Genomic DNA, 24277 nt, shown 5'->3' on the forward strand with positions numbered 1-24277 from the left:
ACTACCTCAGCTTTCCTGCTTGTGCTAGTTTTGATAAGGCCTTGCGATCAATTTTTATATTGTGGCGAATATCAACTGGAAATTTTGAGCAGATATAAATCTCATCGATATCCTTTGTGTGTGAGTGTTGATTGGCCATGATCTTTAACTCTTGTTTTAAGCGAGATTTATTCATGACAAATGAATTTGGTTCAACACTTAAAGCAGGTCTAATGCGATTATTTTTTAGAATCCATATCAAAGCGGATTTCTCAACTAATGGATGTTTATTAAATATTGCTTCTATTGAGATTGGATAATATGTCGTGGCATGGGCCTTTACTTGATGGGCCTTGCGTCCATAAAACCAGAGTCTACCTTCGTTATCAATTCTTCCAATATCACCCATGCGGTGCCAGAATGTATCACCGTCATAGATTTTTGCTTCTCGTGTTTTGTCTTCTAATTCATGATAAGCGGCAGTAGCTGTTTTCGTTCGCACAATAATTTCACCAATCATTCCGCTAGGAAGCTGCCTTGTATCTTTTATATCTTTAATTACGCCGTCTACATCTTTAATAATTCTAATTTCAACGCCTGGACAAGGTAGACCAATACAAGTACCAGAACCCTTAGCAGTTTCAAATTGTGTTTTGGTAAGAACTTCTTTTCCGTTAAAACAGCTAACTGGCAAACATTCAGTTGCTCCATATGGTGTATATGTGTCCGCATCTTCACGAGTCAGTCTTGAAAGTAGTCTTTCATGTACTTCATTGCGAACAGGAGCACCAAACATAACAATATATTTTACAGTATCGAGTGTTTGATTCGTCTTTTCTAGATGACGTCCAACTCTATCCCATATAGCAGGTGAGCCAGCAACAAATGTTGCCTTATTATCATTGATATTTTTAATGAGTGCTTCGGGATCACATTTTGCTGGTTTACTCGGGTTCATGTCTGGGATTACGCTAGTCATTCCCATTGACATGGTAAAAAATGAAAATAGAGGAAACCCTGGAACATCAATATCTTCAGCAGTTAGATTGAATAATTCCTGTAGCACATCAGTTTGTCTGTTAAATATTTCATGTGTGTATTCAACACCTTTTGGCCTACCAGTTCCACCGGAAGTAAAGAGAATGGCCGCTAAGTCTTGAGGGGCAACTTCTTGTGTACTAAAGTCCCTATGTTCTTTATTTCTGAGTGAACTAATTGTTGTTAAAGAAGAAAGTATCTTACTTTCTGTAGTGAAATACTTCTTAATTGTTTTAAAGCTATCTTTTTTAAATAGCCTTAGAATATGCACAATATTAACTGCGATTAGATAGTCAGGTTTTGCATCTTTGATTGCTTTAAAAAGGTTCTTAAGGCCCATTCCTGGATCGATTAGAATAGGGATGGCCCCTAGTTTAAAGAGAGCAAAAGTAAGGGCAGGGAAGTCAAATGATGGTTTTACAAAAAGTAAGACCTTGTCTCCTTTTTGGATACCTTCTTCATTTAAGCAGGCCGCATAGTGAGAACTTAAGTCATTAAACGCTTTAAAACTTAATTGGTCATACTTATATCCACTGCCTGTCTTAACTGGAAATTTAAGACAAGTCTTGTCTGGAGTTTGTTGTGCCCAGTTCTCAATTCTAAGAGCTATATTCATTCAGAAAGCCTTTTATTTCTTTAAGACAATTTTCTCTTTCGTCTTCAATCACATAGTGACCAGCATTTTCATATACGACATACTTAGTCTTTGAGTCCTCTTGGGGATAAAACTCTTTCCATCTCTTTAAGAACTTCATATTAAAACAGAAGTCCTTAGCGCCCCAGAGAAACATTTTTGGACATTTTACATTCTTTAGTCCATTTTCAATCTCTTCTAATCTTCCATAACTTGGATGGGACTTTGTTAGTGGAATATCTTTTACAAATCGAGCTGTAGCAATTCGATTCTTGTAGCTATTATATGGGTGGAGATAACCTTCTTTAATATGTTTAGCTAGAGGCTTTGTTGTGGTCATAAATGTTGCAGGCCAAGCAAAAGCATTAAACGTGCGAACCATTGGCTCACCAATAAGAGGGAGCTTACAAAGAGCAATTCTTTTTGGGATATCAAGAGACTTAAATGCAGCTGTATTAAGTAGAATAACACCTGTTACACTTTCTGGTCTTGATGTTGCAACACCCATTCCAATAGCTCCACCCCAGTCGTGAACTAGAAGTTTAAACTTCTTTATTTGGAGTTGATCAATAAGCATTAGGACGTTATTGATGTGATTTTCTAATGTATACTCATAGTCTTGTGGCTTATCTGATAGGCCACATCCAAAGTGATCAGGAACAATGCAACGATAATCTTCTTGTAATTCTTTTACAATATTTCTGTAATAGAATGACCACGTTGGATTTCCGTGAAGCATGATAACAACTTCACCTTCTGGATTACCTTCATCGAGATAGTGATATTTATTGCCATTGATTTCAAGGAAATTATTTCTAAATGGGTATTCGTGTTGCCAAGTATCGATTGTCATATCCATTACCAAGTTACTCCTAGTACAGAACAAGAAAGACCAGAACCAATTCCTACAAGAGCAACTTTCTTACCTTTTTCAATTCCCTGTTCATCATTCATTTTTGCAAGTGTAATAGGAAGCGCTGCTGAGCCTGTATTTCCTAAAGTATCAAATGTATCAAATGTCTGATGTTTATTTAGTCCTAGCTCTGTTAGAACGACTTCTTTATGTGCCTTACCAACTTGATGGCCGATAACGATATCAATCTCATTAGCTTTTAATTGAGACTCTTCAAAAGTTTTCTTTGCTAGTGCCTTTCCGTATTTTAGTAATTCTTCAGAGTCTGTTTCCATGACAAGTGTCTCTGGGTTACCATCGCCTTGGCATAGCTTATTTGCTGTCGAGTCACTTCTGTTAATTATTGAAGTAATTTGAGGTGCATTAGGGGCCTCGCTCTTATGAGCTAGACAATATGCTACACCTGCAGATCCAATTGTTAAGTTTGCAAAAAACTTTTTAACGCTTTTTCTTGTAATCGTTTGATCTTCATTAAGTGTTTTAATTGTGTTTTCTAAAAGGGGAGCGCTATTTTCACCAGATAGAATAATTGCACGCTTAATAGCACCTGTTTCAATCATATTTGCCACAACTTCCCATCCACTAATCATACCTAAGCAAGCATTTGAGATATCAAATAGGCTACAGCTTTGTGGCATTTCTAAATTAGAGTGAATAACCGAAGCCGTTGAGGGCTCTAAGAAGTCACGACATACACTGGAATTAATTAGCAGGTTGATATCTCTTTTTTGAATTCCTTTTTTAGAAAGCTTTTCTAGGAGCTTTTCTCCTGCCTGAGTTGCAATTGAGCTTGGCCTAGTTGAATTTGGCCAAAAACCTCGTGACCTAATTCCCGTCATAAGCTCTAGTCTTCCATGAGGAAGTTTTAATCTTGTATATATAGGTTCAAGTAATTCCTCAAGTTTATCGCTTGTTAAAACTTCTGGAGGATCTATATATGCGTAGTCTTCTATTACGACATTATTATACTTCATTTCTTTCCTTTCTTATTCCATTAGGCCATGTAAGTTTGCCATCGAAATTCCACTTAGCATTGAGCCTATGATTCCTAGGAATCCCTGATCTGTTCCACATAAGAACAGTCCATTAACTGGTGTTCTACCATCGCGTAGCTTCTGAGTTGAGCCGTAAACACATCCACGCATATGGCCTGTGTAGCGTTCAATTGTATGAGGTGTGAAAACATCTTTGAATTTCACATCAAACTTCGCATTTGGATATATTGTTTTAAGAGTTTTTAATGATTGCTCGTATATTTCATTTTTCTTAGCTAAATAGGCCTTGCGATCAGTATTGACTAGTTCTTTCCACTTTTCGTAATTTGCCATGTAAGTAAGTCTAATTAGGCCTTCATTGTTATCATCATCTGCAAAATTATTTGGGAAACAAATGACTGCACTTTTGTCGTCGATAAAGTCGCTTGGAGCTCGATATTGATAATCTTCTCTTTCATTGTAAAAGAGAATAGTGTCATTCATATCAAAGTCTTTAGGTCTTTCATCTAAACACAGAATAGTCTCACAAAAGGTCATCGGGCCTACTTCTATCTTTTGAGATGTTTGGCCTTGAGTGATTGACATTGTTTCAGGGTGTCCCATACTTGAGATTACTTTTTCACATTCAAGGACTTCACCGTTTTCTAGGGTAACACTTGTTACTTTATCATTTTGTGTATTGATGGATTGGACACCTGCGCGAAAACGAAGTTCTCCTCCTAGATCTTTATACTTATCAAGTAGGAGATTGATAATCTTTCGAACACCTCCATCTGGTCTAGCAAAACCCTCAAGATAAATACTTTTAAACATGATTACAAACTGAGAGAAATCCATGTCGTCTTCCCATGCCGATCCATAAATCAACAAAGGTGCAAAGATCATTGAGATAAGTTTTTCATTTTTTATATATTTTCTGGCAACATCTTTTGCCATAAATGTTTCATTAGTTAGGGCGACTTCATTGAAGTCTTTTATGTGTTCCACAAATAAATTGAATTCATCAATATGAGTAGGGAACTTTTCTGCAATGTCTTGAACTAAAGTAGCAAAGTCATTGTTGAAAGTAAGAGTTGTATCGGGAAAGATAATTTTTGATTGTTTTTGTTCAATTAATTCTAGCTCTTTCCATGGAATACGTAGTTGTTTTAAGAGTTTTGTAAGAGGTTTTCCTCTTTCTCCTCTTTGTGCAAAGTTAGTTAGAGCGTGTAGACCTACATCAAAATTTCTTTTACCTCGACGGTAGTATGAATTCAGTCCTCCCGAGATAGAGTGCTTTTCTAGGCAGACAACTTTCTTACCAAACATCGCAAGCCTAATACTTGCAGCAAGTCCACTCATCCCAGCGCCAATAACAATTACATCATATTTTTGTGTCATATCGTTTCTTTTTAAAAATTGGCCACCTTTGGTGGCCATGTATCAATTTATTGAAATTTTGGTGTTAGATAAGCAACACAAGAGTTCATTGAAGCAAGCTCTGGGTAGTCTTCTTGAGGTACTTCTACAGCGTGTTGTTTCTTAAGCTCCATAACGATGTCTAGAAAGTCCATTGAGTCTAGATCTAGTTGGTCTCTTAGTGGAGTTGCATCATCGATTGTTGTTACATCATCATCAACTGCAATATCTGCAATAATATCTACAACGATTTGTCTTACTTGTTCTGGTGTCATTTTCTTCTCCTGTAATTCTTTTTACTTTAAATTAAGCCTTAGCTTCGTATTTTTTTATAATTAGCGTTGAGTTAATACCTAACATTCCAAATGAATTGTTTAGGATATACTTCACATCTTTTTTTAGTGGCTTTTCTAAAACGAGTTGATCCATTGCACATTCAGGATCGATCTCATCAATTTTGTGACAAGGATGAACCATTCCATCTTCAAAGCTTGGAAGGTTTCCTGCTAGCTCTAATGCACCAGCAGCACCCATTGCGTGACCAATAAGGCCTTTTGTACAATTAACAGCAACTTCTGGAGCATCCTTAAATGCTTCTTTAATTCCTGAAACTTCTTGGATGTCGCCCATTTTTGTTCCTGTCGCATGAAGGTTTACAATATCGATATCCTTAATTGTAAGTCCTGCTTTCTCAATTGCTTTATGTACACATTGCATTTGACGCTCTGGATTTGGTAATACGAAATCTGAGGCATCACTATTTGTATGATAGCCAACGATTTCACCGTAAATTTTTGCACCACGAGCGAGTGCATCTTCTAGTCTTTCAAGTGTATATACACATCCACCTTCAGAGATAACGATTCCATTTCTATTGTTATCAAGTGGACGACTTGCTCTAGTCTGGTCTTCTGGGAAGTCTGCTAGTGCACCTTGCGCCTTAAATGAAACATGGTTTCCAAATGAATTTGCCGATTCTGATACACCACCTGCAAGAGCGAGATCAACTTCTCCAAGTTGTAACATTTGTACCGCTTGGATTAGTCCCATATTCCCGGCCGCGCATGCAGCACCTATTGTATAGTGAGGCCCTGTAATTCCTAGATTTAGTGAAACTTCACCAGCAGGAGCATTGGCAACTGTTCTTGGATTGTGGTGATGAGTCCAAAGTGAATTATCTTCATTGTTATTCTTGTAGAATTGGAATAATTCTTCTTCTGTCTCTACTGGCCCATGCTCAGTAATTCCAAGATAGATCCCAATTCGAGACTTATCCATTTCATCGATATTGAGATTAGCGTCTTCTAGTGCTTCTTTAGAACAATAAACAGAGATGCTTCCTACGCGTGTCCCACGTTTTCTCATCTTTCCTTTTTGGTGCTTCTTCACATCAAAGTCACATTTTCCAACTGGAATTTCTCCCATAAATCGAACTTCTTCGTAAGTGATTCCTGACTTTTGTTCAAGAAGTGCTGAGCGGAATTCTCTTAAATTATTTCCATTTGGTGCTGTTAGTCCAACACCTGTAATCACAACGCGTGATAGATTCATTTACCTGCTCCATTATGTTTTTCATTTTCAATTTTTGATACAATATTTAGAAATGAGTTTCTTAAACCAGTCTTAAGTCCTGATTTAAGTTGATTAATATCTGTCATAGAGTTTTTTAATACTTTCGTCACAACTGGGAACTTCTCAATGGCCATATAAGGATTATCTAATTCTTTGCTGATAGAGATGATGAATTCGCTCAATGATTTTGCAAATCGAGTTGTCGTTAAAATATTTGTTAGTCGTGTTTTTCTTTTCTCATCTTTTATAAGGTTTAAAGACTCTGAAGTGATATTTTCAAATTCTTCGATGATTTCAAGTTCACGTTTCTTTACAATATTGGAAACGATATTGATGGCATCATCATTGGCCTCATGGATTTTCATTCGTTTAATTTCAGGATGATCCTTAGTTAGAACCATCTTATATGTTGAAAGTGTTTTTAAGGCACTTGAAACTGCTGGTTGCGATAGACCTAAGATCTTTTCAATCTCATCAGAGGCAAGGGCCCTTGGAGAATAAACGAGTACACCAAAGACAGCGCCTTCAATGCGCTTAAAGCCGACTTTTGAAAAGAAAGCTTCATAATGAGGTAGATAGTCTAGTAGACTGGCCTCGATAATCTCAATTTCCATATTTTCAGTTACTTTCATCTTGAAATTCTTTACTCAAAAACACGTTAATATTTTAAATATAAAATATAAGTAATATTGTCTAAGTGGTCAATCTTAAAAGGATCTTGCGCGCTTAAGAAGAGCATAGCGTTAAATGATGTGTTGCAAGGTGCATTCTGGTCCTAAAATAATATCTAGTTACATTAAGCACCTGTTAATTTTTCAACTTGGGGCCAGTATGCTACTAAAAACGTCAATTATGTGGTGTAAAAGTTGGCATGAATCTTGAACTAGTTTCACTATTCAATTTTAAATCAAGAAGATTTAACTTTAACACTATCGGCAGCGAGGGGTGTCGAGTTTTTGAAACGTAGGGAGAAAATTACATGAAAAACTTATTGGTTATTGCAGCGCTAGCAACTTTATTCGCATCTTGTGGACGTTCAGGTGGAGGAAGCAGTTCTTCTTCGACTTACGGTACTTACACGTCACCTTATGTTACAGCAAATGGATTTGTATCAGCTCTAAATAGTGTTGATCCTTATTACTATGACCTTAATACACTTGAAAAAGATGAATATGATTCTCTTAGAGAAGACTTCTTTGTTTACTGGGATGCTAAATATAATGAATTTGTAGCTATTGATATTACATACCTTAGAACTCTTGCTTATTGGGACTACTACTCAAATAACCAAGGTCTAGCTGATGAGTTCCGTGATGTTCAAAGTGATGATGCTTGGGACTATGGAATTATCGGTGACGGTTGGGGTGATGATTACGAAATCGTTGATCACGTAGGTTACGATGTATTTGGTGATCCAGTATTTGAAGGTTTTGATACTGGTTACTACTATGAAGATGAAGAAGAAACAATGGATACAGGTCTTATGGCCGCTAATGATGAAGAGTTAGAAATGTTTAATAAAGCTTCTCTTTATTCTCAAGCATTTAAACTTCCTTCAGATAAAGCTCTTTCTCTAGTAACGATGGAAAAAGAAGTTTCAAGAATGCTAGAAAATGCTAAAAATGGTGAACTTCTTGAAGAAGACCAAAAAGCAATTGCAAATAATATCAAGCACTTTACAGGTAAGTCGATTGAGGAATTCATGGCCGCAAAGAATGATCTAAATGCACGTGAACAAATCATTGATGATGTAGCTGGCCACTTAGGAACGACAACTCAGAATATCGAAGATGTTATCCTTCCAGAGCTACTATCAATTGAATTATAAGTTGTTGATAAGACAAGAAATACCACACCGTAGAGGGGGCCTAAATTGGCCCCTTTGTTTTTAGAGAACTAATTACTGTTCACATTATTTACATACTTGAATTTGTTTCAATTTCTCCTTATTTCGTTCCATATGTTGATAGAGTTAGGGCAATGAATTTATTTAAAGCAGCTATATTATTTATTGTCTTAGTCAGTATGTCTTATAAGACATTTGCTTCCACTGGTTTGGTTGCTATTAAAGGTGAGTCTTTACCTGCTGCTGATCTCTATAGTCCTAAATATGGTGCTATCGACTCAGAACAAGCCTTCGAATTACAACAAGAAGGAGTGGATTTATCCAAGCTTTCACCTGTACTTTCAAGTCTTTGGAACGGACACAATAACTTCGCTGATCATGAGCGTGATGACAAAGAATTACCAATTTATAAAGGCCATGAATTAGATTTCAAGGGAACAATCAGCTCTCCTGCAAGTATCTTACGATTTAATGCTTCAAATAATGAAGGTAATTTCCAGGTACACCTTTCAAAAAGTCTACATACAATACTTCTTCGTAAGCATTTTCTAAGAAGGCTTGGCTACATTATCCCAGCTTCAAAATATTTAGAAGAAGTGCGTATCAATTTTAAAAATGAAAGACAAAAAGACTTCTTTAAAGACGTTGATCTAGTAACTCAATTAGGAGCATCATATAAGAATTGGCTAGTTGAAGAAGGTACGAATTATCTAGTTCTAAAAGATATCTTTGTTCGTATGCCACAAGAAAGTGATTTCTATGATGTTGCTCTGACATCTTTAAATGACTCAAAAGATTTGAGATCCCTTAGAAGCTTAATTGTGATCTATTCTTATCTTAATTTAAATGAATCAATTAATAAATTCTCATATAATTTCTTAAAAATAAAAAATGAACATCTCGTTTTTGATTATCCTACAACTTCAGACTTTGATGCAACATATGATGATGTGCTTTGGATGGCAAGACTTGTGGCCGAGCTTGATCGTGAAGATATAACGGCATTAGTAAAGGCCTCTCACTATCCTGCTATCGTTGAAAAGATTCTTATCGAGAAATTAATTGCTAGACGAAATAATTTGGTTGAAGTTTTAAAGCTTCAGGCCAAGCAATATGACTTTAAAAAAGAAATAAAACACGAATTAGTGAAAGATGGACACTTAAAGCCTCATAAGTTTGAGGGCTACGCTGGACAATTCAGTTTTGGAGCATCTCAAGGTCCACTTGATCATCTACCATCTTTTCTCTTTGGAGAAGCTCAATCAGCAGCTTTTTCTGGAATTATGGGTAAGGTGAGTGAAAACTTAAAACTATTTAATATTTCGGATGCAAAAATAAAATGGCTGCAAGAAGACTTTGAAGGAAATAAAGAATTTGCTTTAGATTATTTTGAAGAACATGGACAATTTCCACCACTTCCTTTTTCAAGCTGGAAGTCTCCTGTTGTAAGTGGAAATATTTTATTTGGTAGAGATGTTGTCGTAGGTCAAAACTTTGGTACAGATAACTTTGTTCAATTAGCAGATACTATTGGTTTTACAACAAATTTAGGACTCTTTATTGGGCTTGAAAGGTTTATTTCTCAAACAACCAGTGGATCGTTATTTCCTAATATTGGTATTCATACAAGCTATACTCATGTAAGGCCTGTCGAAGATCTTAAGCAAGCAATTAAAACACCTTATAAGAATATGCTTGTAGGAAAAACACTTAAGGTCTTACAAAAGAATCTTACTCAATATTTATCTGCTTCAAATGATGAGGAAGATAAAAAAGAAAAGCTATTTGATATATACCGCTCAATTTCAGAAAACTTTGGGGTTGGAGAGTCGATTATTATATCAACTTCTGTGGTTCCTGATATTACACTTTCTATAAATGCTCCTCTGTTTGATGTTGCTAACGGTTATGGGAGTGTGAGTAAGAAGTATAAAGAGTTATCACGTATTCATATTACTAGAAAATCAAAATATAATTTTCATATTTATTATGATGATGCACGTGTAAATGAGCTTAGGGTTCGAGGTGGATTATCATATCTTATTCCAATTGTTATGTTTGAAGGAAAGAAGATTGATTCAAAACTTGATATGAAATTATATCAAATCAATCTTGATCCAGACCAGGATGAATTAGATTTTTCTAAGAACGTTGCTAAGTTTATCTCTTTATTAAGAGATCGTACAAACGATGCGATGGGAGAAGAAGATATTCAAGTTTATAATAATTCAAACGATAGCCTCTTTAACTTTAACTTCTTGTTTCTTGTTAAAAAGTCTCTTAATACATTTAGTGAAATACTGGTTAAAATCAAGAATCGCCTTGATATAAAATTAGTTTCTGCTAGTCATGGTGAACTTGATGGTGTCAATTATAGTAAGTTTCTTCGCAACATGGGTGGCTACCTTTTAAAGAGATATATAAGTGAAATTGGCTCAAGCTTTGATGTCGATGATCTTCCATTTTTGTCTGAAGCCAAACATTATTATAAGAATCCAGGAAAGAATCTCTTTGGAGCAGCTACTATACATGAGACAACTTTAGAGTCAAAGCTTATTGATGACGAAGGAAAAGTTGAAATCAGCAATATGAAAGAGCTCTATATGAGTTATCGTAAAACATATGAAAGAGCTGTAATTAAAGAAAAAGTTGTTAGAAAGAAACTTAAAAAGGAAAACGAGGACTTTAATTTAAAGCTATATACAAAATCAGATGCATCTGATGCCGGAGATATGCACTTTGCACGACTTGAGACAAAGATTCATTTCTTTGATGGAGCAGTTAAGAGAATTCTTAATATCTCAGATAGAGAATTAGATGAATTATCAAGTAAGATGATTATTAGAAATTGTCATCAGAGACATCGTCGTCACGACCGCAATAATTCAGGGCAAACACGCTCTCAACGTCTTCGTTGTGGGGATCTTGATGTAATATCTAATAAACTATATTGGTGTAGGAAGTATTTACGAAAAGATAAAGCTCAAAAAGGTTTAAAGTGCCTCTCTCATGTTGGTCATTATTTTGCTCGCTATATTGATGCACGTACTCTTTTAGACTTCTTTGGTGAAAGAAACTTATACGTTGAATCTAAGCTTTCTGGATATCGCGTTGATCATGAATTAATGTTAGCTCCTATTGAAGGCAACTCATATGGAAAGATCAATACGAGAAGCTTTGGTGGGCCTATTGGTAAGTTAATATCTGTTCTTAATCTAATTAAAGCAGAAGTTAAAGGCCTGTGGTATAGGGAGGATCTTAATTAATGAGAACTCACTTGTTAAAAACATTATTGCTTTCTGCTGTATATTTAGTTGTGAATGCTAATAGTATCGATTTAGTTTCTAGACAATGGTCTATAGATAATAATACACAATCATATTCAAGAAAAGTATCAGAATTAGAATTTAAAGAAATCAAAGGCGTTGATGGTGTCGATATTAATTACTTTTCTGACGAGGACTTAGAAAGTATTGATGATAAAAAGTCTTTAGTTGCTATTATTGATACTGGTGTCGATATCGATCATCCTGAATTAAAAGATAATATTTGGCTCTATCCTGAATGTATTGGTAAGAGTGAAGAAGAAAAGAAAGAATTACCATGTCGTGGTTATAATGTGCTAGATGGTAATGCTGACGTTTCAGATAATGAAGGACACGGTACATTTGTTGCAGGTCTTTTATCCGCTAAGAAAGATGGTGTAGGTATTGATGGCCTATTGCCTAAAAACATCAAAATTATGCCTATTAAGGCCATCACAAACTTTCAGGGTTTTACTTATAAAGGTAAGGTCGTTTCAAGTTATATAGCTCGTGCTATAGCTTTTGCTGTAAATAATGGTGCTGATGTAATTAATCTCTCTCTTGGTATTCCAAAAGTAATCGAAACTCCACAGCTGATTAGTGCAATTGATTACGCCCTTGAAAAAGATGTGATTGTTGTTGCTGCTGCCGGAAATAATAATAAGAAAAAGAATATCTTTCCTTGTAATTATGATGGAGTTATTTGTGTTGGTGGGATTGATATTCAAGGTGAAAAAGTTGCATCCTCTAACTATGGTCAGGTTGTTGATATCTATGCTCCTGGAGAAAAGCTAATAAGTACGATTCCAACAAATATGGAATCAAAAGTTCTTCGTATTGGTCAATATGATCTTAAAAGTGGAACTTCTTACGCTATTGCTCATGTGACAGCGCTTGCAGCTGCCTTGAAGTTAAAAGGAATTGTTAAAAATAGCTATGAATTCTTATCTGTCTTGAATCAATCAAGCACAAATTATTCTAAAGACTCTTGGCTTCCTAGTGTTGATTACAAGAGATCTCTTCTCGTTAAGAATCTTTATCCTGTTCTTCTTACTAAGAAGATGGATACATTAGAAGTATCTCCTCGTGGAGATATTGTATTTGAATTTGAAGTATATAATCCAAATGAATCAATTTCAGCTCATAAAGTATGTCTAACATCTGATAGTGACATACTTATTAAAGATACTTGCTTTGACAAAAAAATAGTAGCTGGACGCAATGTGATAAAGCTTAAGTCAAAAATTAAATCTTTTGATATTGAGTCTTGGCAAAATTTTAATATTAAATTAATCACTTCATCTGATGAGGTTCTTGTTTCTAAAAAGGCAAGTCTACAGCTTGTTAAGCCAATTAAGTTAGACGAGGCCAAGGTCATCACTAAGATTGCAGCAGGCGCTCTGTTAAGAATTGCACCTAATATTAAAAGTTCTGCTCTGTTAAAAGTAATCGATTTCACTGCTAATAAAGCAACACAGGATTATTATGTATTAAATAATCGTTCATTAAGAAGTATTTTCTATCTAAATGAAGCAAAAAAAGAATATTCACCAATGCAAATTAAATTTGCAACAGATATCAATGTCATTAGTGTTTTAAAAGCTGATATGAATCTAGATGGTACAAAAGATATTCTTGTGTATGGAACTTCTAAAGATAAGAGAGAATATATCCTCGCTTCATATGATGTAGCGGGAAAACCACTATTTGGTGAAAAATCAACATGGAAACTAAATGCTACACAATTTGGTGGATTGAATTTTAATCGAGGAAGGCCTTATTTTAATTTTATTAAAACTACATCTAAATCTCTTGGTGATGTCTTAGTACCGCTTGTTTCAAGAGTTTTTGACTTGCCTCAAATTGATAATAATCAAGATCCAATCGATTATTTAAATAACGTTAAAAAGAAACGCCCATACTATCTTCTACCTGAGGTTGTTGACGAAGAAGTTAAGTTACAAATTAGAACATTAGAGTCTTATGATTTTGACTCTAAGTTAAGAGAACAGCTAGATCTTGGTTTTTATGAAAATCTACAATTTGTATCACTCCTTGAACAAGATAATAAATCTCTAATGAAGGGGAGTGTGAAGTTAATTTTTGCAGTAGGAGAGGTCAGTTTTAATAATTACTATGTGATTAATTTTGATGATACATCTAATTTTAATATCGTTAAAAAGAAGCGCTCGTTACAGATTCATAAGTCTAATATTACAACGATTAGATCTACTGTTGATGGAGAGTTCACTCAGAACTATCTCATCACAAGACAGCAAGAACGTAACAAACTTGCATTTAAATTCTCCGATTCATCTAAGACCTTAAGGTTTGAGAGTGAGTGGGAAGATCCTCTTTCTTCAATTCTTGCAGCATTTGATGAAGGTCAAGGCGAGTATTCAATATACGTTGAAGGAAGATATAATATTCACTTATTAAAAATTGTAGATAATAAGATAGTGAATCACTCTAAGCGTTCTATTAATAGAGAGTCTAGTTTCCCTGGTGCTAACTTTTCTCAAATCTTTCAAATGTCACAGATTAATTCTTCTAAAGGTGGAATCTATACTGATATGCAAAGACTTTTTGGAAATAACATAAGCGTTATAACAAAAGATGGTAACGTATTATCATCGAAACTCAAGTATCACTACTCAATACCTGCGCAATGTGCACTAATTGGTCATGCTCAAATTGATAAAAATATGCAGATCAGGCTACATTGTATGGGACCTGGAAAGCTAAGTTCTGTCTACATTCATAATGTTAAATAAGTTTCTATTTTGTAAATGGAAAGAATAGTGTGGTTAAATTAAAGATTTGATGATCATCAGAGCTACCATCTTCTCTATCAAACTCATCTGTAAATTCTTGGATGAATTCATATAGTTTTTTTCTTGCCTTAGTTAAGTCTTCTTTTTTTACATTGATAAGGACGTGCTCAAGAATTCTTTGCTCTTTTGGCATATAGTAACTATCATCTGATAGATCACATATTTCTTGATGGAGAGGGACAAATTGTGACATCTCAAGTTTGTATTGAGGTTCGTAATCTGGATTAAGACTAATTTTTTTCTTTTCTTCTTTGATTATCGTTGAACTTTTCATTTGTTCGATAATCTCTTGATAACCTTCATTTGATTGAAAAATAATTGGTAGCGAGTTTAAGTCCTTAGTTGTATTAAAGTTCTTCCACTTTAACATCTCTCTAATTAGGGCCATCTCCCATTTAAATTCAACTTGCCTTTCTTTTTTGGAGATATCCGTCACACGCTTTTGAGCAATAACTTGAAATACTTCTTCATCTCCTTTTGCATTCTTTTTTGCTTGAACAAGAGATGTAAAGAAATCTGCTTCTTTTTCATTTAGTTTGAGATTCTCTATTAATTTCTTAATTAGCTTAGGGCCAGGATGTCTTTGCCCTTTTAAGATCATAGTTAGACCTGAAACACTTGAGATACCAAGCTCTTTTGCCCACTTTCCAAAAGTGTACTTGCGATCAAGTTTTTTTCGCTCACTAAAGACATCTTCTAAATAAAGTCGATAATCAATATAGCTAAATAGGTCTATACCTCTAATATCCATAACTTACGTTTCGTCTCTTTTTTCAAATAAATTTAGCAAAATCTGTGAAATATTTGAAAATTTACTAATTTATACAATGAACTAAAGATATTACACACATGGTTGAGTAAATGACGCCAATATAGGATAAATAGGCATTAAAAGGAATACACTATATGCTTAAAACTATTTTTCTCACACTCATTATCTCTTTAAACACAAGTGCAATGTTTTCTACTGTCGTATTCGATGAACTCTTACCAAATGTATCTGATGTTCTTGGAAAGACTGGTTGGGGTGCTAAAACTGGCTGGGGTGCACGTGAAATTGAAGACAAAATCCGTGATGTTCTTTTAAACGACTATCGAAATGTATGTCTTGATGGACAGAAGAATTCTGCTCGTACTGATGAAGATATAGAAATTAGATTATATAATCTTAGAGCAGAAGGTGATAAGGCATTCAATGGAAATACAATTAGCTATAATGCAATCGTAAGCCTTAAAAATTCAATTTTTATTCAAGAAAGCTTTGATCAGTATTATATTACAGTTAATTATGATGAAGAGCTTGATGAAATTTTCATTGAATATGTAAATGAATCTGGAGAAAATGCTTCAATAAATTGTTTCTAAATATACAGGCCTAGCTTTTAGCTAGGCTTTTTTTATAGTCGATAACTAATACCAACACCTAAAGATACACCACCTACAGAAGAAACAGTCTCAGTAACGATTTCATCCATTGAATAAGAATTATAAGATACTATTGCTGCTTGAGCATAGAATCCTAGGGCCGAAAAAGGTGCAATCCTTACTCTTCCTCCTGCATTATATCCCCAAGCGCCTCCAGCTGACTTCTCACCAAAGTTTTCTTGTGTAAAGTCTCCAGTTATAATGAGTCCTGCATAGGCCTCAAGTGCAAAACTTGATCGATTGATAATGCGAAATTGATATTGAAAATCCCCGTAGATACTAGTGATTTTTGTATTTTCACTTGAACCAAAGAGATAACCCAGCCCAAGCTTAAAGCCGTTTCTCGACTTTGGGTCTCGGTATTCAATAGCAAGGTTGATTCGATTAAAGGCCGGGGCATCTGTATTGCTATATTTTTCATGAAAGTCTTGCCAGTCACTGCCTGGTGAAACTCGCATGTAATCAAGACTTAAGTAGCTATTTTCTTTAAGTTTCTCAGCATCACTTTTGAAAATTTTATCAATTTCATGCTCAGTTAGCTCTGGAGTTCTATGCTCAAGTTTTGAGCCAGAGATTGTAAAGCTGATATCACTTGTTTTAACATAGGCTATTTTTCCAGAAACGATTAAAGGGACAATGCTACCTTGTTTTAAGCTCGTATCTCCAACCTTAAGCTTTCTACCACTTCTGATATATCCAATAGGGGCAGCGAGGTCGACATCAGCATAAACAACTGTTTGTCTTGCCTTTGTTATGGCAAAACGATAAGCATGCCCTGTTAAATGGAAAAGAATACAAAATAATACTAAAATTTTTTTCATATATACATTATAATCAATTTAAAATTTTTGACTACAATAGTTTAGGAACTACCATGAGATTTCCAGGTAAGAGACGCTCCAAGCACTACTTTCCGGTAAGTGCTAAAGGCAGACTTTCATTTGAAACAGATTTTAACAGTAAGGAAAATGTATATATTGTTGGAATCGATCAATTATTAGTTGATATCGAGATTGATGCCCCAACAGATCTATTAAAGCGCTATAAGCTTTCACCAGGTGAATCTTATATCTTACCTGATCACATCGTTGAAGAGCTTTATCAAGACTGTTTAGAAAACGATAAAATTCTTGGCCAATATGCTGGTGGTGCCGTTGGAAATACTCTTCATAATTACTCGGTTTTATCAGATGATCAATCATTTGCTCTGGGAACTATTTGTGAAAATATAAAAGTAGGGGATTATGCCTTTAAGTATATTTGCAGTACTTCATCAAAAGTAGATTTTAGCTATTTACAGCCTTGTAAAGGGCAAATGGCCAGAGCAATTTGTATGATCACTCCTGATAAAGAGCGTACATTCGCTATTGGAAAAGGAATAATGAATCAATTAGATGAATCATTCATTCCTTATGAATTAATAAAAAACTCAAGTGCCCTCTTAGTTACAGCATTCTTGTTAAGGGATCATAGCGCTCCTTTGTTCAAAGCTACCCTTAAGGCCGTAAGCATAGCCAAGAAATATAAAGTTCCAGTTGTATTTGCTCTTGGAACAAGTTCACTTATTGAAGAGAATCGCGACTTCTTTTATAACTTTGTAAAAGAGAACGTAAATGTCTTGGCCATGAATCGCCAGGAAGCTCATGCTCTTTTAGGAATTGATGATCCACTATTAATTGGACAGGCCGTTTTAGATATTACTGATCTTGCTCTTATTACAGATGGCGACCAGGGCCTTTATATGGCCTCTTGGGCATGTAAGCAAAAGGCCAGAGAAACTAAAGATAAGCTGCATTCAAAATCAATTGAAAACTATAATCAATTTGAATATTCTCGTGGACAACTAAAAGAACATTGTAAAGAGCCTATAAAGATTTACTCTCATATTAATCCTTTTATGGGAGGACCTGAGAGTATTGAAAATACTAATGGTGCTGGAGATGCTGCACTTGCAGCTATTTTGCATGATATCTCTGCTAATGTTTATCACCGTAAACTCTTACCGCATTCAATTAAGCATGATGGTACCTACTTAACTTATTCTTCGATTCACCAATTATGTAAATATGCAAATAGAACTAGTTACGAGGTTCTTAAGCAAAAGTCGCCAAGACTATCGCGCAATTTGCCAGTAAAAGAGCAGAGCTTAGAAGAAAGTTACTGGGATATGTAATTAAGGGTAGTGACCTTCTAAAATCGAATTGGGGTTTTTAGTTATAGAGCGCCCAACGACAAGAAAGTTACTTCCGGCCTTAATTGCATCTTCAGGTGTCATGATCCTTGTTTGATCATCACTTTCATCATTCTTTAGCCGAATCCCTGGTGTCACTTTTGTAAAGCTTAAGTTTGTTTCATTTTCTTGTGCGCTAATAATGGACAGGTCTTGGGCAGAGCATACAAGGCCTGTGATTTGTGCTTTTGTAATCTCATTAAGTAATGCGTTTAAACTCTCTTTATATTCTCTTCCCCATATATCTTTAATTTCTCGTGTTGTATGAGAAGTTAGAATTGTAACGGCAAGAAGTTGGCAGTTTGGAAGATTTACTTGTGCACTTTCAAATGCTGCTTCTAACATTTTTCTTCCACCACTTGCATGAATCGTTAAGAAGCTAATTGGTAGGCCTTTTAGCGCTGAAATTGCCTTTGTAACAGTTGAAGGGATGTCATGTAGTTTTAAATCGAGAAAGATTTCAACGTTAAAGTCATTTGCAATTTCATTAACTATCGAATTGCCATACTTTAAATAGAGTTCAAGTCCAATTTTAACTTTTTTGATTTGAGGATAGTCACTTAGAAGCTGTCTAACTTGATCCTTATCCATATTATCTAGCGCTACAAAGGTCTTTTCCATTTATACCTCTCCACTCATCTCTTGAAGGCTTACTGGTTCAAGTTCTGTGGTATATGATTTAATAATGGAACTTGTTACTGCTTTAATATTTTCTATTCTAGTAAAGCATGGGACAGCATATTGGATGGCGGCATTTCTAATAAATTCTCCATCGGATTGTGAGCGTCCCTGATTTAATGGTGTGTTTAGTACGAAGGCCATATCATCTTTCTTGATAGCATCAAGCATTGAAAGGTTGTCACCTTTATCTGCTAATTTATTAATTAAAGTCGCATCTACATTGCATTCTTCTTTTAAGAATTTATGTGTCCCTTTAGTCGCATAGAAATTAAGTCCAAGTTCTGATAGCTTTTGGATATTTTCAATTAACTTTGGATCGTCTTTTTTTGCTAGAGATACAAGAACTGACTTCTTATTTGTTATGTCTGGATAATTTCCTAAGTACGACTTTAACATTGCAAGATCTGTGTCTTTATCAATACCAAGTGTTTCTCCAGTAGAGCGCATTTTTGGGCCAAGGATAATTGAATCTTGTACAAATCGATCAAAAGGAAATGTCGACTGCTTAATGATATGATAATCACCTTTGATATTACTTATTGTTTCAATTTCTTTTCCAAGTAATGCTTTTGTTGCAATGGCCGCAAGATTTATATCGTAGGCTTTTGATAGGAAAGGAATCGTTCGAGAGCCTCTTGGATTCGCTTCAATACAATAGATATCTTCTCCCTTAAGAGCAAATTGGAAGTTTACTGGCCCAGTAATATTCATAATATCTGCCATCTGGCAGGCAAGTCCTCTCATTTTGTTGATGGTATCATCATTTGCTTTGGCAGGAGGTGATATCATACCAGAATCACCGGAGTGAACTCCTGCATATTCAATATGCTCACATACTGTAAATACAGTATTACCGTTTTTATCTCTTATTAAGTCAACATCATACTCGAGTGCACCAGATATATAATTTTCGACCTGGAAGACTATCGAGTTTTCATGAAGGCTTTTTAAAATTTGATCAGGAAGATTTTCGATATCCTCTGGGCCTTCAAAGATAAACATACTTTCACCACCAATAACATAACTTGGTCTAATGATGACAGGGAAGCCAACCTCTGTAATAGCATTAATGAAGTTTTTATAACCTCTAACTTCCTTTGAAGTTGTGTGCGATAGTGGAACTTCCTTTGTTAGGTTATCAAAGCGTTTTCGATCCTCAACCGTATCGAGTAATTCAAGTGAAGGTCCTAAAAAGTTAAATTCTTGATGTTTCTTTCTAAATGGTGCCTCAAGATGAGAGCGAATATTAATCCCAGTTTGACCACTAAATGAAGTGATAATTTGTTCAGGAGATTCAAAACTTAGGATCTCAAAAAGGTCTTCTGAAAATAGAGGAGTAAGATAGAGTCTATCTGAGCTATCATAATCTGTTGAAACTGTTTCAGGATTTGAGTTAAGGAGTATAGACTTTACTCCTTGCTCTTTTAATTCCATACAACTTTTTACACATGAGTAGTCAAACTCAATTCCTTGTCCAATACGATTTGGACCAGAACCAAATATTGCACAACTTTCTTCTGATATAGGTTTTACGTCACTAAATTGTGTGTATGTAGAGTAAAAATAAGGTGTCAGAGCATTAAACTCACCTGAGCATGTATCGACGGCCTTAAAGACTGGTCGTATGCCATTTGCTATTCTTTGGTCAAGAATTGCCTCAAGGCTTTTTCCAGTTAATAAGGCCAAGTACTTATCTGAGAAACCATTCTTTTTCAGATTTAAAAGGGATTCTTTGTCTTTAATTAAATCTGGAGAGTTTTTAAGTGTAACTTCATCTCGATGGAATAAGGCCATTTGATTAACAAACCAAGGAGTGATGGAGCTTATTTCGTAAATCTCTTGTGTCGTAAATCCTTGTCTTAAAGCTTCAAGGGCCGTTAGTAGAGATAGCTCTCTTTGATTTGTTAAGCGATCTCTAAGATATTCTTTTGTTAATGGATAAGGGGTCGTTTTTAATTGCTCAAGTGAAGGTACCTCAAGTCCTTGTTCTGTAGCACGAAGGGCCTTCATAAAAGCTTCATTAAAATTTCCACCGAGTGCAAGAACTTCTCCAACAGATCTCATTTGAGGGCCTAGAACCTGTGAGCTTGAAGGGAATTTATTAAAAGGAAAAATTGGTATCTTTACTGCAACATAATCTAGAGTCGGCTCAAATGCTACTGGAGAAATACGTGTGATATCGTTTAAAATTTCAAATAATGTTAGACCTACAGCTAGGCCAGCAGAGATTTTTGCAATAGGATAACCTGTTGCCTTAGAAGCTAGCGCCGATGATCTTGAAACTCTTGGATTCATCTCGATAACAACAATATCATCTTCATCTAGTGGATTTACTGCAAATTGTACATTTGCACCACCAGCTACGACATTCATATGCTTAGCAATCGTTAGAGACATGGTTCTAAGTTGTTGGTAGCAACGATCAGAGATTGTTTGAGCAGGTGCAACTGTAATTGAATCACCTGTGTGAATTCCACATGGATCGACATTTTCAATAGAGCAAATGACTACTCCACAACGATTTTTATCAACCATTACTTCTAGTTCAAGTTCTTTCCATCCTAGAAGTGATTTTTCCATGGTAATTGGAAACTTTACATCACTTGATGATAAGGTCTCTTCTAGCTCTTTTAGATTGTGAACTAAAGCGGCACCTTTTCCTCCAAGAGCAAAGTCACGTCTAATAATTAAAGGAAATTTTACATCATTGTCAGCAAGTTCTAGTGCGTGTTCAAAACTCTTTGCACTAAATCTCTTACCCGATTTATAGCCAAGCTTATCTAGTTCTTTTGCAAATAATTCACGGTCTTCTGTTCTTTCAATTGTATCTGTATTTGCACCCAATAGAGCAACACCGTTGTCCTTTAGAAAGTTTTCTTTTTCTAGTTCTATGCACATATTAAGTGCTGTTTGACCACCCATTGTGGATAAGACTGCATCGACATTCTCTTTTAGGATAATTTTTTTAATAGTTTCTTTGGTAATAGGTTCAATATATGTTCGATGACTCATCTCTTTATCAGTCATGATAGTTGCTGGATTTGAATTTAGTAGTATTACTTCAAATCCAAGCTCTCTAAGTGATTTTAAGGCCTGTGTCCCACTGTAATCAAACTCAGATGCTTGACCTATTTTGATTGGCCCAGAGCCAATTAAGAGAATTTTCTTATAAGGTGACTCCATTTGGCCTTGGTGATATTCTGGAATCTCTTTAATATCTTCAGGATTATATTTTTTAACATCTCCATTTAAAAATTCTCTAATTTCTTCAAAGAAAACGAAGGCGTCTTTAGGCCCAGGGTTTGATTCTGGGTGAAATTGTACACTTCGGATTCTTGAATCGTAACTTCTTAAACCTTCAAGTGAGCGATCAAATAGGGAAGTGAACTCACAAAAAAGTTTTAGATTAAATTCGTTTTCAAGTCTTTTTGAATTAAAAGATTCTGCATCAATTGCATAACCATGATTTTGACTTGTGATAAGTAGGGATTCATCTCCATGATTGTAGACTGGGTGGTTTGCCCCTCTTTGTCCAAATGGAAGTTTTATTGTTTCCATTTCACACGCAAGACCAATTAGTTGATGTCCTAGACAGATTCCCCTAACCGGAATATCTGATTTTAGAATTTCTTTTACTTGTGAAATTTCTTCTTTATATTCTTTTGGATCTCCTGGCCCATTTGATAAAAAGACCATCCTTGGTCTAAATTCCATAACTTCCTGTGCAGGCGTATTGTTAGGAACAACCACTAGGGGATGTCCAAGATCTTTTAAATAATTTACGATTGATTTTTTTATCCCATAATCCATAACGACAATCGGATTTTTACCTTCAATTATCCACTTCTTTTCTTTTATTGAGACTCTAGATAATTCATTACAAATCAATTTGTGATTATTAAAATTTGGTGCTTCTTCACTTGTTGTTATAAGACAGCGGTGATCTTTTGATTCACATGATAAGTATTTTGTAAGAGCTCTTGTATCGACGTCACTTATTAGTGGAGTATCACAATTTTCTAAGAATTCATTATATGAGAAGTTTCGAGCTATTAAACTTTGGGCCAATGGCTTTTGTGAAATAAGACTTTGAGAAACTTTCTCATTGTATTCGTAATTTCCTACATGGGCCGTTGTGAAAATGATATGTTGACCAAGGAAGGATGGATCGGTAGCTGTTTCTTGGTATCCGCTCATTCCTGTTGTAAAAGCCGCTTCACCAAAGATACCATCTTTTAGTCGAGAGTCGTTATTAGGGAGATTAATATATGCTTGAAATTTTGTATGATCTGGAAAATGAAGAAAAATAGGAGTTTGTTTAAGAGAGGTTTGAAAATTAAGTTCCGACTGTTGTGATGATGTCAATTGACCATCAGACTTTGTTTTCTTCATTTGTCGTTAATCCTTTATCAAAGTTAATTGTGTTATATTTTGCACCAATATTTGTATCGCCATTAGTAACCATTGCCTCAATGATTGCCATACGTACATATACTGAGTTTTCTACTTGCTTGTGGGCCATCCATAGGTTTGAATCTACTAATTCTTGATCCACTTCAATACCTATATTTGCTGGTCCTGGATGAAAGACTGGAATCTTGCGGCCTACCTGACGAATTAAATCTAAGTTTAGTCCCCATTTCTCATTGTAAGTGGACATATCAAATTGATTCTCATGTCTTTCAGCTTGAATTCTTAACAGATAAACAGCATCTGTTTCTTTTAATGCTTCTTCTAGACTTGCATTTGTTTTAATACCTGCAGGTATTTCTTTCGGTAAGAACTCTTTTGGCCCACATAGGGTAATTTCAATACCAAATTGTGGCAGAAGCTTCATAAGAGAATGGGTAACACGAGAATGAGTACAATCTCCTGCAATACAAACTTTCTTTCCTGCCAACTCACCATTAAATAATTCATTCAAAGTATAGAGATCGAGCAGGGCCTGAGTTGGATGCTCATTTGTTCCATCTCCACCGTTAATCATTTTTATAGGTGGCCTTTGTTTAAATTGAGATAAGAGCTTCGTTTCCTTTGTTCGAACGATGCATATATCAAAACCTTGATAGTTAAGAGTCAGTAGTGTTTGCTCTAGACTTTCACCTTTTTTAAGTGAAGACTTCTCTGCCTCAAAATCAATGTGAATACCTTTAAGTAGGTTTATGGCCATTATGAATGAAAGTTTTGTACGTGTTGAATTCTCAAGGAAAGAGGTTGCAACTGAAATTTTTCTTTTTAGGGGAAGTCTAGCAGGGGAACCAATTTTTAGTTCCTTTGTGCGAGCGAGGAGTTTCTCAACTTGCTCTCGATTTAAGTCTTCTATTCCTTCCAGAATAGATGGAAATCCAATCATGACATTCCAATAGCGTTGAGCTAGTATGGTTTTTAAAAAGAATAATAAAGTCAAAGCTTTATGGCCACAAAAAA

17 protein-coding genes are annotated in these 24277 nt (G+C 35.2%); 5 read left to right on the forward strand and 12 right to left on the reverse strand.

What is annotated here, in order from left to right:
- Window position 1: 1 nt before the first annotated feature.
- Genes VCM44_RS07865 through VCM44_RS07895 form a run of 7 tightly spaced genes read right to left on the reverse strand, consistent with a single transcriptional unit; the run spans window position 2 to window position 7161 of the window.
- Window positions 2-1633, reverse strand: a complete 1632-nt coding sequence (locus tag VCM44_RS07865) for a fatty acid CoA ligase family protein (protein WP_120404889.1) — start codon at window positions 1631-1633, stop codon at window positions 2-4.
- Window positions 1617-2510, reverse strand: a complete 894-nt coding sequence (locus VCM44_RS07870; protein WP_167849483.1) for an alpha/beta fold hydrolase — start codon at window positions 2508-2510, stop codon at window positions 1617-1619. The genes VCM44_RS07865 and VCM44_RS07870 overlap by 17 nt, the downstream gene beginning before the upstream one ends.
- Window positions 2510-3538 (reverse strand): 3-oxoacyl-ACP synthase III, encoded by a 1029-nt coding sequence (locus VCM44_RS07875; protein WP_334678472.1) that lies wholly within the window; start codon window positions 3536-3538, stop codon window positions 2510-2512. Before VCM44_RS07875 ends, VCM44_RS07870 begins: the two co-directional genes overlap by 1 nt.
- Window positions 3539-3550: 12 nt before the next feature.
- Window positions 3551-4939, reverse strand: coding sequence for a phytoene desaturase family protein (locus tag VCM44_RS07880; RefSeq protein ID WP_334678473.1), 1389 nt, complete (start codon window positions 4937-4939; stop codon window positions 3551-3553).
- A gap of 47 nt (window positions 4940-4986) precedes the next feature.
- On the reverse strand, window positions 4987-5232 hold the full coding sequence (locus VCM44_RS07885; protein WP_115362930.1) for an acyl carrier protein: 246 nt from the start codon (window positions 5230-5232) through the stop codon (window positions 4987-4989).
- Window positions 5233-5263: 31 nt separating this feature from the next.
- Window positions 5264-6508, reverse strand: a complete 1245-nt coding sequence (locus VCM44_RS07890) for a beta-ketoacyl-[acyl-carrier-protein] synthase family protein (RefSeq protein ID WP_115362928.1) — start codon at window positions 6506-6508, stop codon at window positions 5264-5266.
- A complete protein-coding gene (locus tag VCM44_RS07895; protein WP_115362926.1) occupies window positions 6505-7161 on the reverse strand; it encodes a GbsR/MarR family transcriptional regulator in 657 nt (218 codons plus the stop codon). The genes VCM44_RS07890 and VCM44_RS07895 overlap by 4 nt, the downstream gene beginning before the upstream one ends.
- Window positions 7162-7508: 347 nt before the next feature.
- Here VCM44_RS07895 and VCM44_RS07900 point away from each other — a divergent pair, with 347 nt between their 5' ends.
- The 3 genes from VCM44_RS07900 (at window position 7509) to VCM44_RS07910 (ending at window position 14454) form a co-directional block, all read left to right on the forward strand.
- Complete coding sequence (locus VCM44_RS07900) at window positions 7509-8357, forward strand: hypothetical protein (RefSeq protein WP_115362924.1); 849 nt, start codon at window positions 7509-7511, stop codon at window positions 8355-8357.
- Window positions 8358-8509: 152 nt separating this feature from the next.
- Window positions 8510-11641 carry a hypothetical protein gene (locus tag VCM44_RS07905; protein ID WP_334678474.1) on the forward strand — a complete coding sequence of 1044 codons (3132 nt, stop codon included), beginning with the start codon at window positions 8510-8512 and terminating at the stop codon, window positions 11639-11641.
- Window positions 11641-14454, forward strand: a complete 2814-nt coding sequence (locus VCM44_RS07910) for a S8 family peptidase (RefSeq protein ID WP_334678475.1) — start codon at window positions 11641-11643, stop codon at window positions 14452-14454. The genes VCM44_RS07905 and VCM44_RS07910 overlap by 1 nt, the downstream gene beginning before the upstream one ends.
- Window positions 14455-14458: 4 nt before the next feature.
- On the opposite strand, the gene VCM44_RS07915 is transcribed toward VCM44_RS07910, so the two are convergent.
- On the reverse strand, window positions 14459-15265 hold the full coding sequence (locus VCM44_RS07915) for a TIGR02147 family protein (protein ID WP_334678476.1): 807 nt from the start codon (window positions 15263-15265) through the stop codon (window positions 14459-14461).
- A gap of 155 nt (window positions 15266-15420) precedes the next feature.
- Between VCM44_RS07915 and VCM44_RS07920 the strand changes: the two genes are divergently transcribed.
- The gene (locus tag VCM44_RS07920) at window positions 15421-15879 is read left to right on the forward strand and encodes a hypothetical protein (protein WP_334678477.1); all 459 of its coding nucleotides are present in this window, start codon (window positions 15421-15423) and stop codon (window positions 15877-15879) included.
- Window positions 15880-15911: 32 nt separating this feature from the next.
- Here the strand turns inward: VCM44_RS07920 and VCM44_RS07925 are convergent, their stop codons facing one another.
- The gene (locus VCM44_RS07925; RefSeq protein ID WP_115362913.1) at window positions 15912-16760 is read right to left on the reverse strand and encodes a hypothetical protein; all 849 of its coding nucleotides are present in this window, start codon (window positions 16758-16760) and stop codon (window positions 15912-15914) included.
- A gap of 53 nt (window positions 16761-16813) precedes the next feature.
- Between VCM44_RS07925 and VCM44_RS07930 the strand changes: the two genes are divergently transcribed.
- Window positions 16814-18112 carry an inosine/guanosine kinase gene (locus VCM44_RS07930; protein WP_334678478.1) on the forward strand — a complete coding sequence of 433 codons (1299 nt, stop codon included), beginning with the start codon at window positions 16814-16816 and terminating at the stop codon, window positions 18110-18112.
- Here VCM44_RS07930 and pyrF read toward each other — a convergent pair whose 3' ends face one another.
- Genes pyrF through VCM44_RS07945 form a run of 3 tightly spaced genes read right to left on the reverse strand, consistent with a single transcriptional unit; the run spans window position 18113 to window position 24203 of the window.
- The gene (gene pyrF, locus VCM44_RS07935) at window positions 18113-18790 is read right to left on the reverse strand and encodes an orotidine-5'-phosphate decarboxylase (RefSeq protein ID WP_334678479.1); all 678 of its coding nucleotides are present in this window, start codon (window positions 18788-18790) and stop codon (window positions 18113-18115) included.
- Window positions 18791-23242, reverse strand: a complete 4452-nt coding sequence (gene carB / locus VCM44_RS07940) for a carbamoyl-phosphate synthase large subunit (protein ID WP_334678480.1) — start codon at window positions 23240-23242, stop codon at window positions 18791-18793. It lies immediately after the preceding gene.
- Complete coding sequence (locus tag VCM44_RS07945; protein WP_334678481.1) at window positions 23223-24203, reverse strand: aspartate carbamoyltransferase catalytic subunit; 981 nt, start codon at window positions 24201-24203, stop codon at window positions 23223-23225. The genes carB and VCM44_RS07945 overlap by 20 nt, the downstream gene beginning before the upstream one ends.
- Window positions 24204-24277 lie beyond the last annotated feature (74 nt).

Source organism: Halobacteriovorax sp. DPLXC-1 (assembly GCF_036903125.1).
Lineage (GTDB): Bacteria > Bdellovibrionota > Bacteriovoracia > Bacteriovoracales > Bacteriovoracaceae > Halobacteriovorax_A > Halobacteriovorax_A vibrionivorans.

Bases quoted from the DNA above. Each gene is read 5' to 3' on its own strand.
- VCM44_RS07865 (WP_120404889.1), bottom strand. From the start codon at position 1,633: ATGAATATAGCTCTTAGAATTGAGAACTGGGCACAACAAACTCCAGAC.
- VCM44_RS07870 (WP_167849483.1), bottom strand. From the start codon at position 2,510: ATGGATATGACAATCGATACTTGGCAACACGAATACCCATTTAGAAAT.
- VCM44_RS07875 (WP_334678472.1), bottom strand. From the start codon at position 3,538: ATGAAGTATAATAATGTCGTAATAGAAGACTACGCATATATAGATCCT.
- VCM44_RS07880 (WP_334678473.1), bottom strand. From the start codon at position 4,939: ATGACACAAAAATATGATGTAATTGTTATTGGCGCTGGGATGAGTGGA.
- VCM44_RS07885 (WP_115362930.1), bottom strand. From the start codon at position 5,232: ATGACACCAGAACAAGTAAGACAAATCGTTGTAGATATTATTGCAGAT.
- VCM44_RS07890 (WP_115362928.1), bottom strand. From the start codon at position 6,508: ATGAATCTATCACGCGTTGTGATTACAGGTGTTGGACTAACAGCACCA.
- VCM44_RS07895 (WP_115362926.1), bottom strand. From the start codon at position 7,161: ATGAAAGTAACTGAAAATATGGAAATTGAGATTATCGAGGCCAGTCTA.
- VCM44_RS07900 (WP_115362924.1), top strand. From the start codon at position 7,509: ATGAAAAACTTATTGGTTATTGCAGCGCTAGCAACTTTATTCGCATCT.
- VCM44_RS07905 (WP_334678474.1), top strand. From the start codon at position 8,510: ATGAATTTATTTAAAGCAGCTATATTATTTATTGTCTTAGTCAGTATG.
- VCM44_RS07910 (WP_334678475.1), top strand. From the start codon at position 11,641: ATGAGAACTCACTTGTTAAAAACATTATTGCTTTCTGCTGTATATTTA.
- VCM44_RS07915 (WP_334678476.1), bottom strand. From the start codon at position 15,265: ATGGATATTAGAGGTATAGACCTATTTAGCTATATTGATTATCGACTT.
- VCM44_RS07920 (WP_334678477.1), top strand. From the start codon at position 15,421: ATGCTTAAAACTATTTTTCTCACACTCATTATCTCTTTAAACACAAGT.
- VCM44_RS07925 (WP_115362913.1), bottom strand. From the start codon at position 16,760: ATGAAAAAAATTTTAGTATTATTTTGTATTCTTTTCCATTTAACAGGG.
- VCM44_RS07930 (WP_334678478.1), top strand. From the start codon at position 16,814: ATGAGATTTCCAGGTAAGAGACGCTCCAAGCACTACTTTCCGGTAAGT.
- pyrF (WP_334678479.1), bottom strand. From the start codon at position 18,790: ATGGAAAAGACCTTTGTAGCGCTAGATAATATGGATAAGGATCAAGTT.
- carB (WP_334678480.1), bottom strand. From the start codon at position 23,242: ATGAAGAAAACAAAGTCTGATGGTCAATTGACATCATCACAACAGTCG.
- VCM44_RS07945 (WP_334678481.1), bottom strand. From the start codon at position 24,203: ATGATTGGATTTCCATCTATTCTGGAAGGAATAGAAGACTTAAATCGA.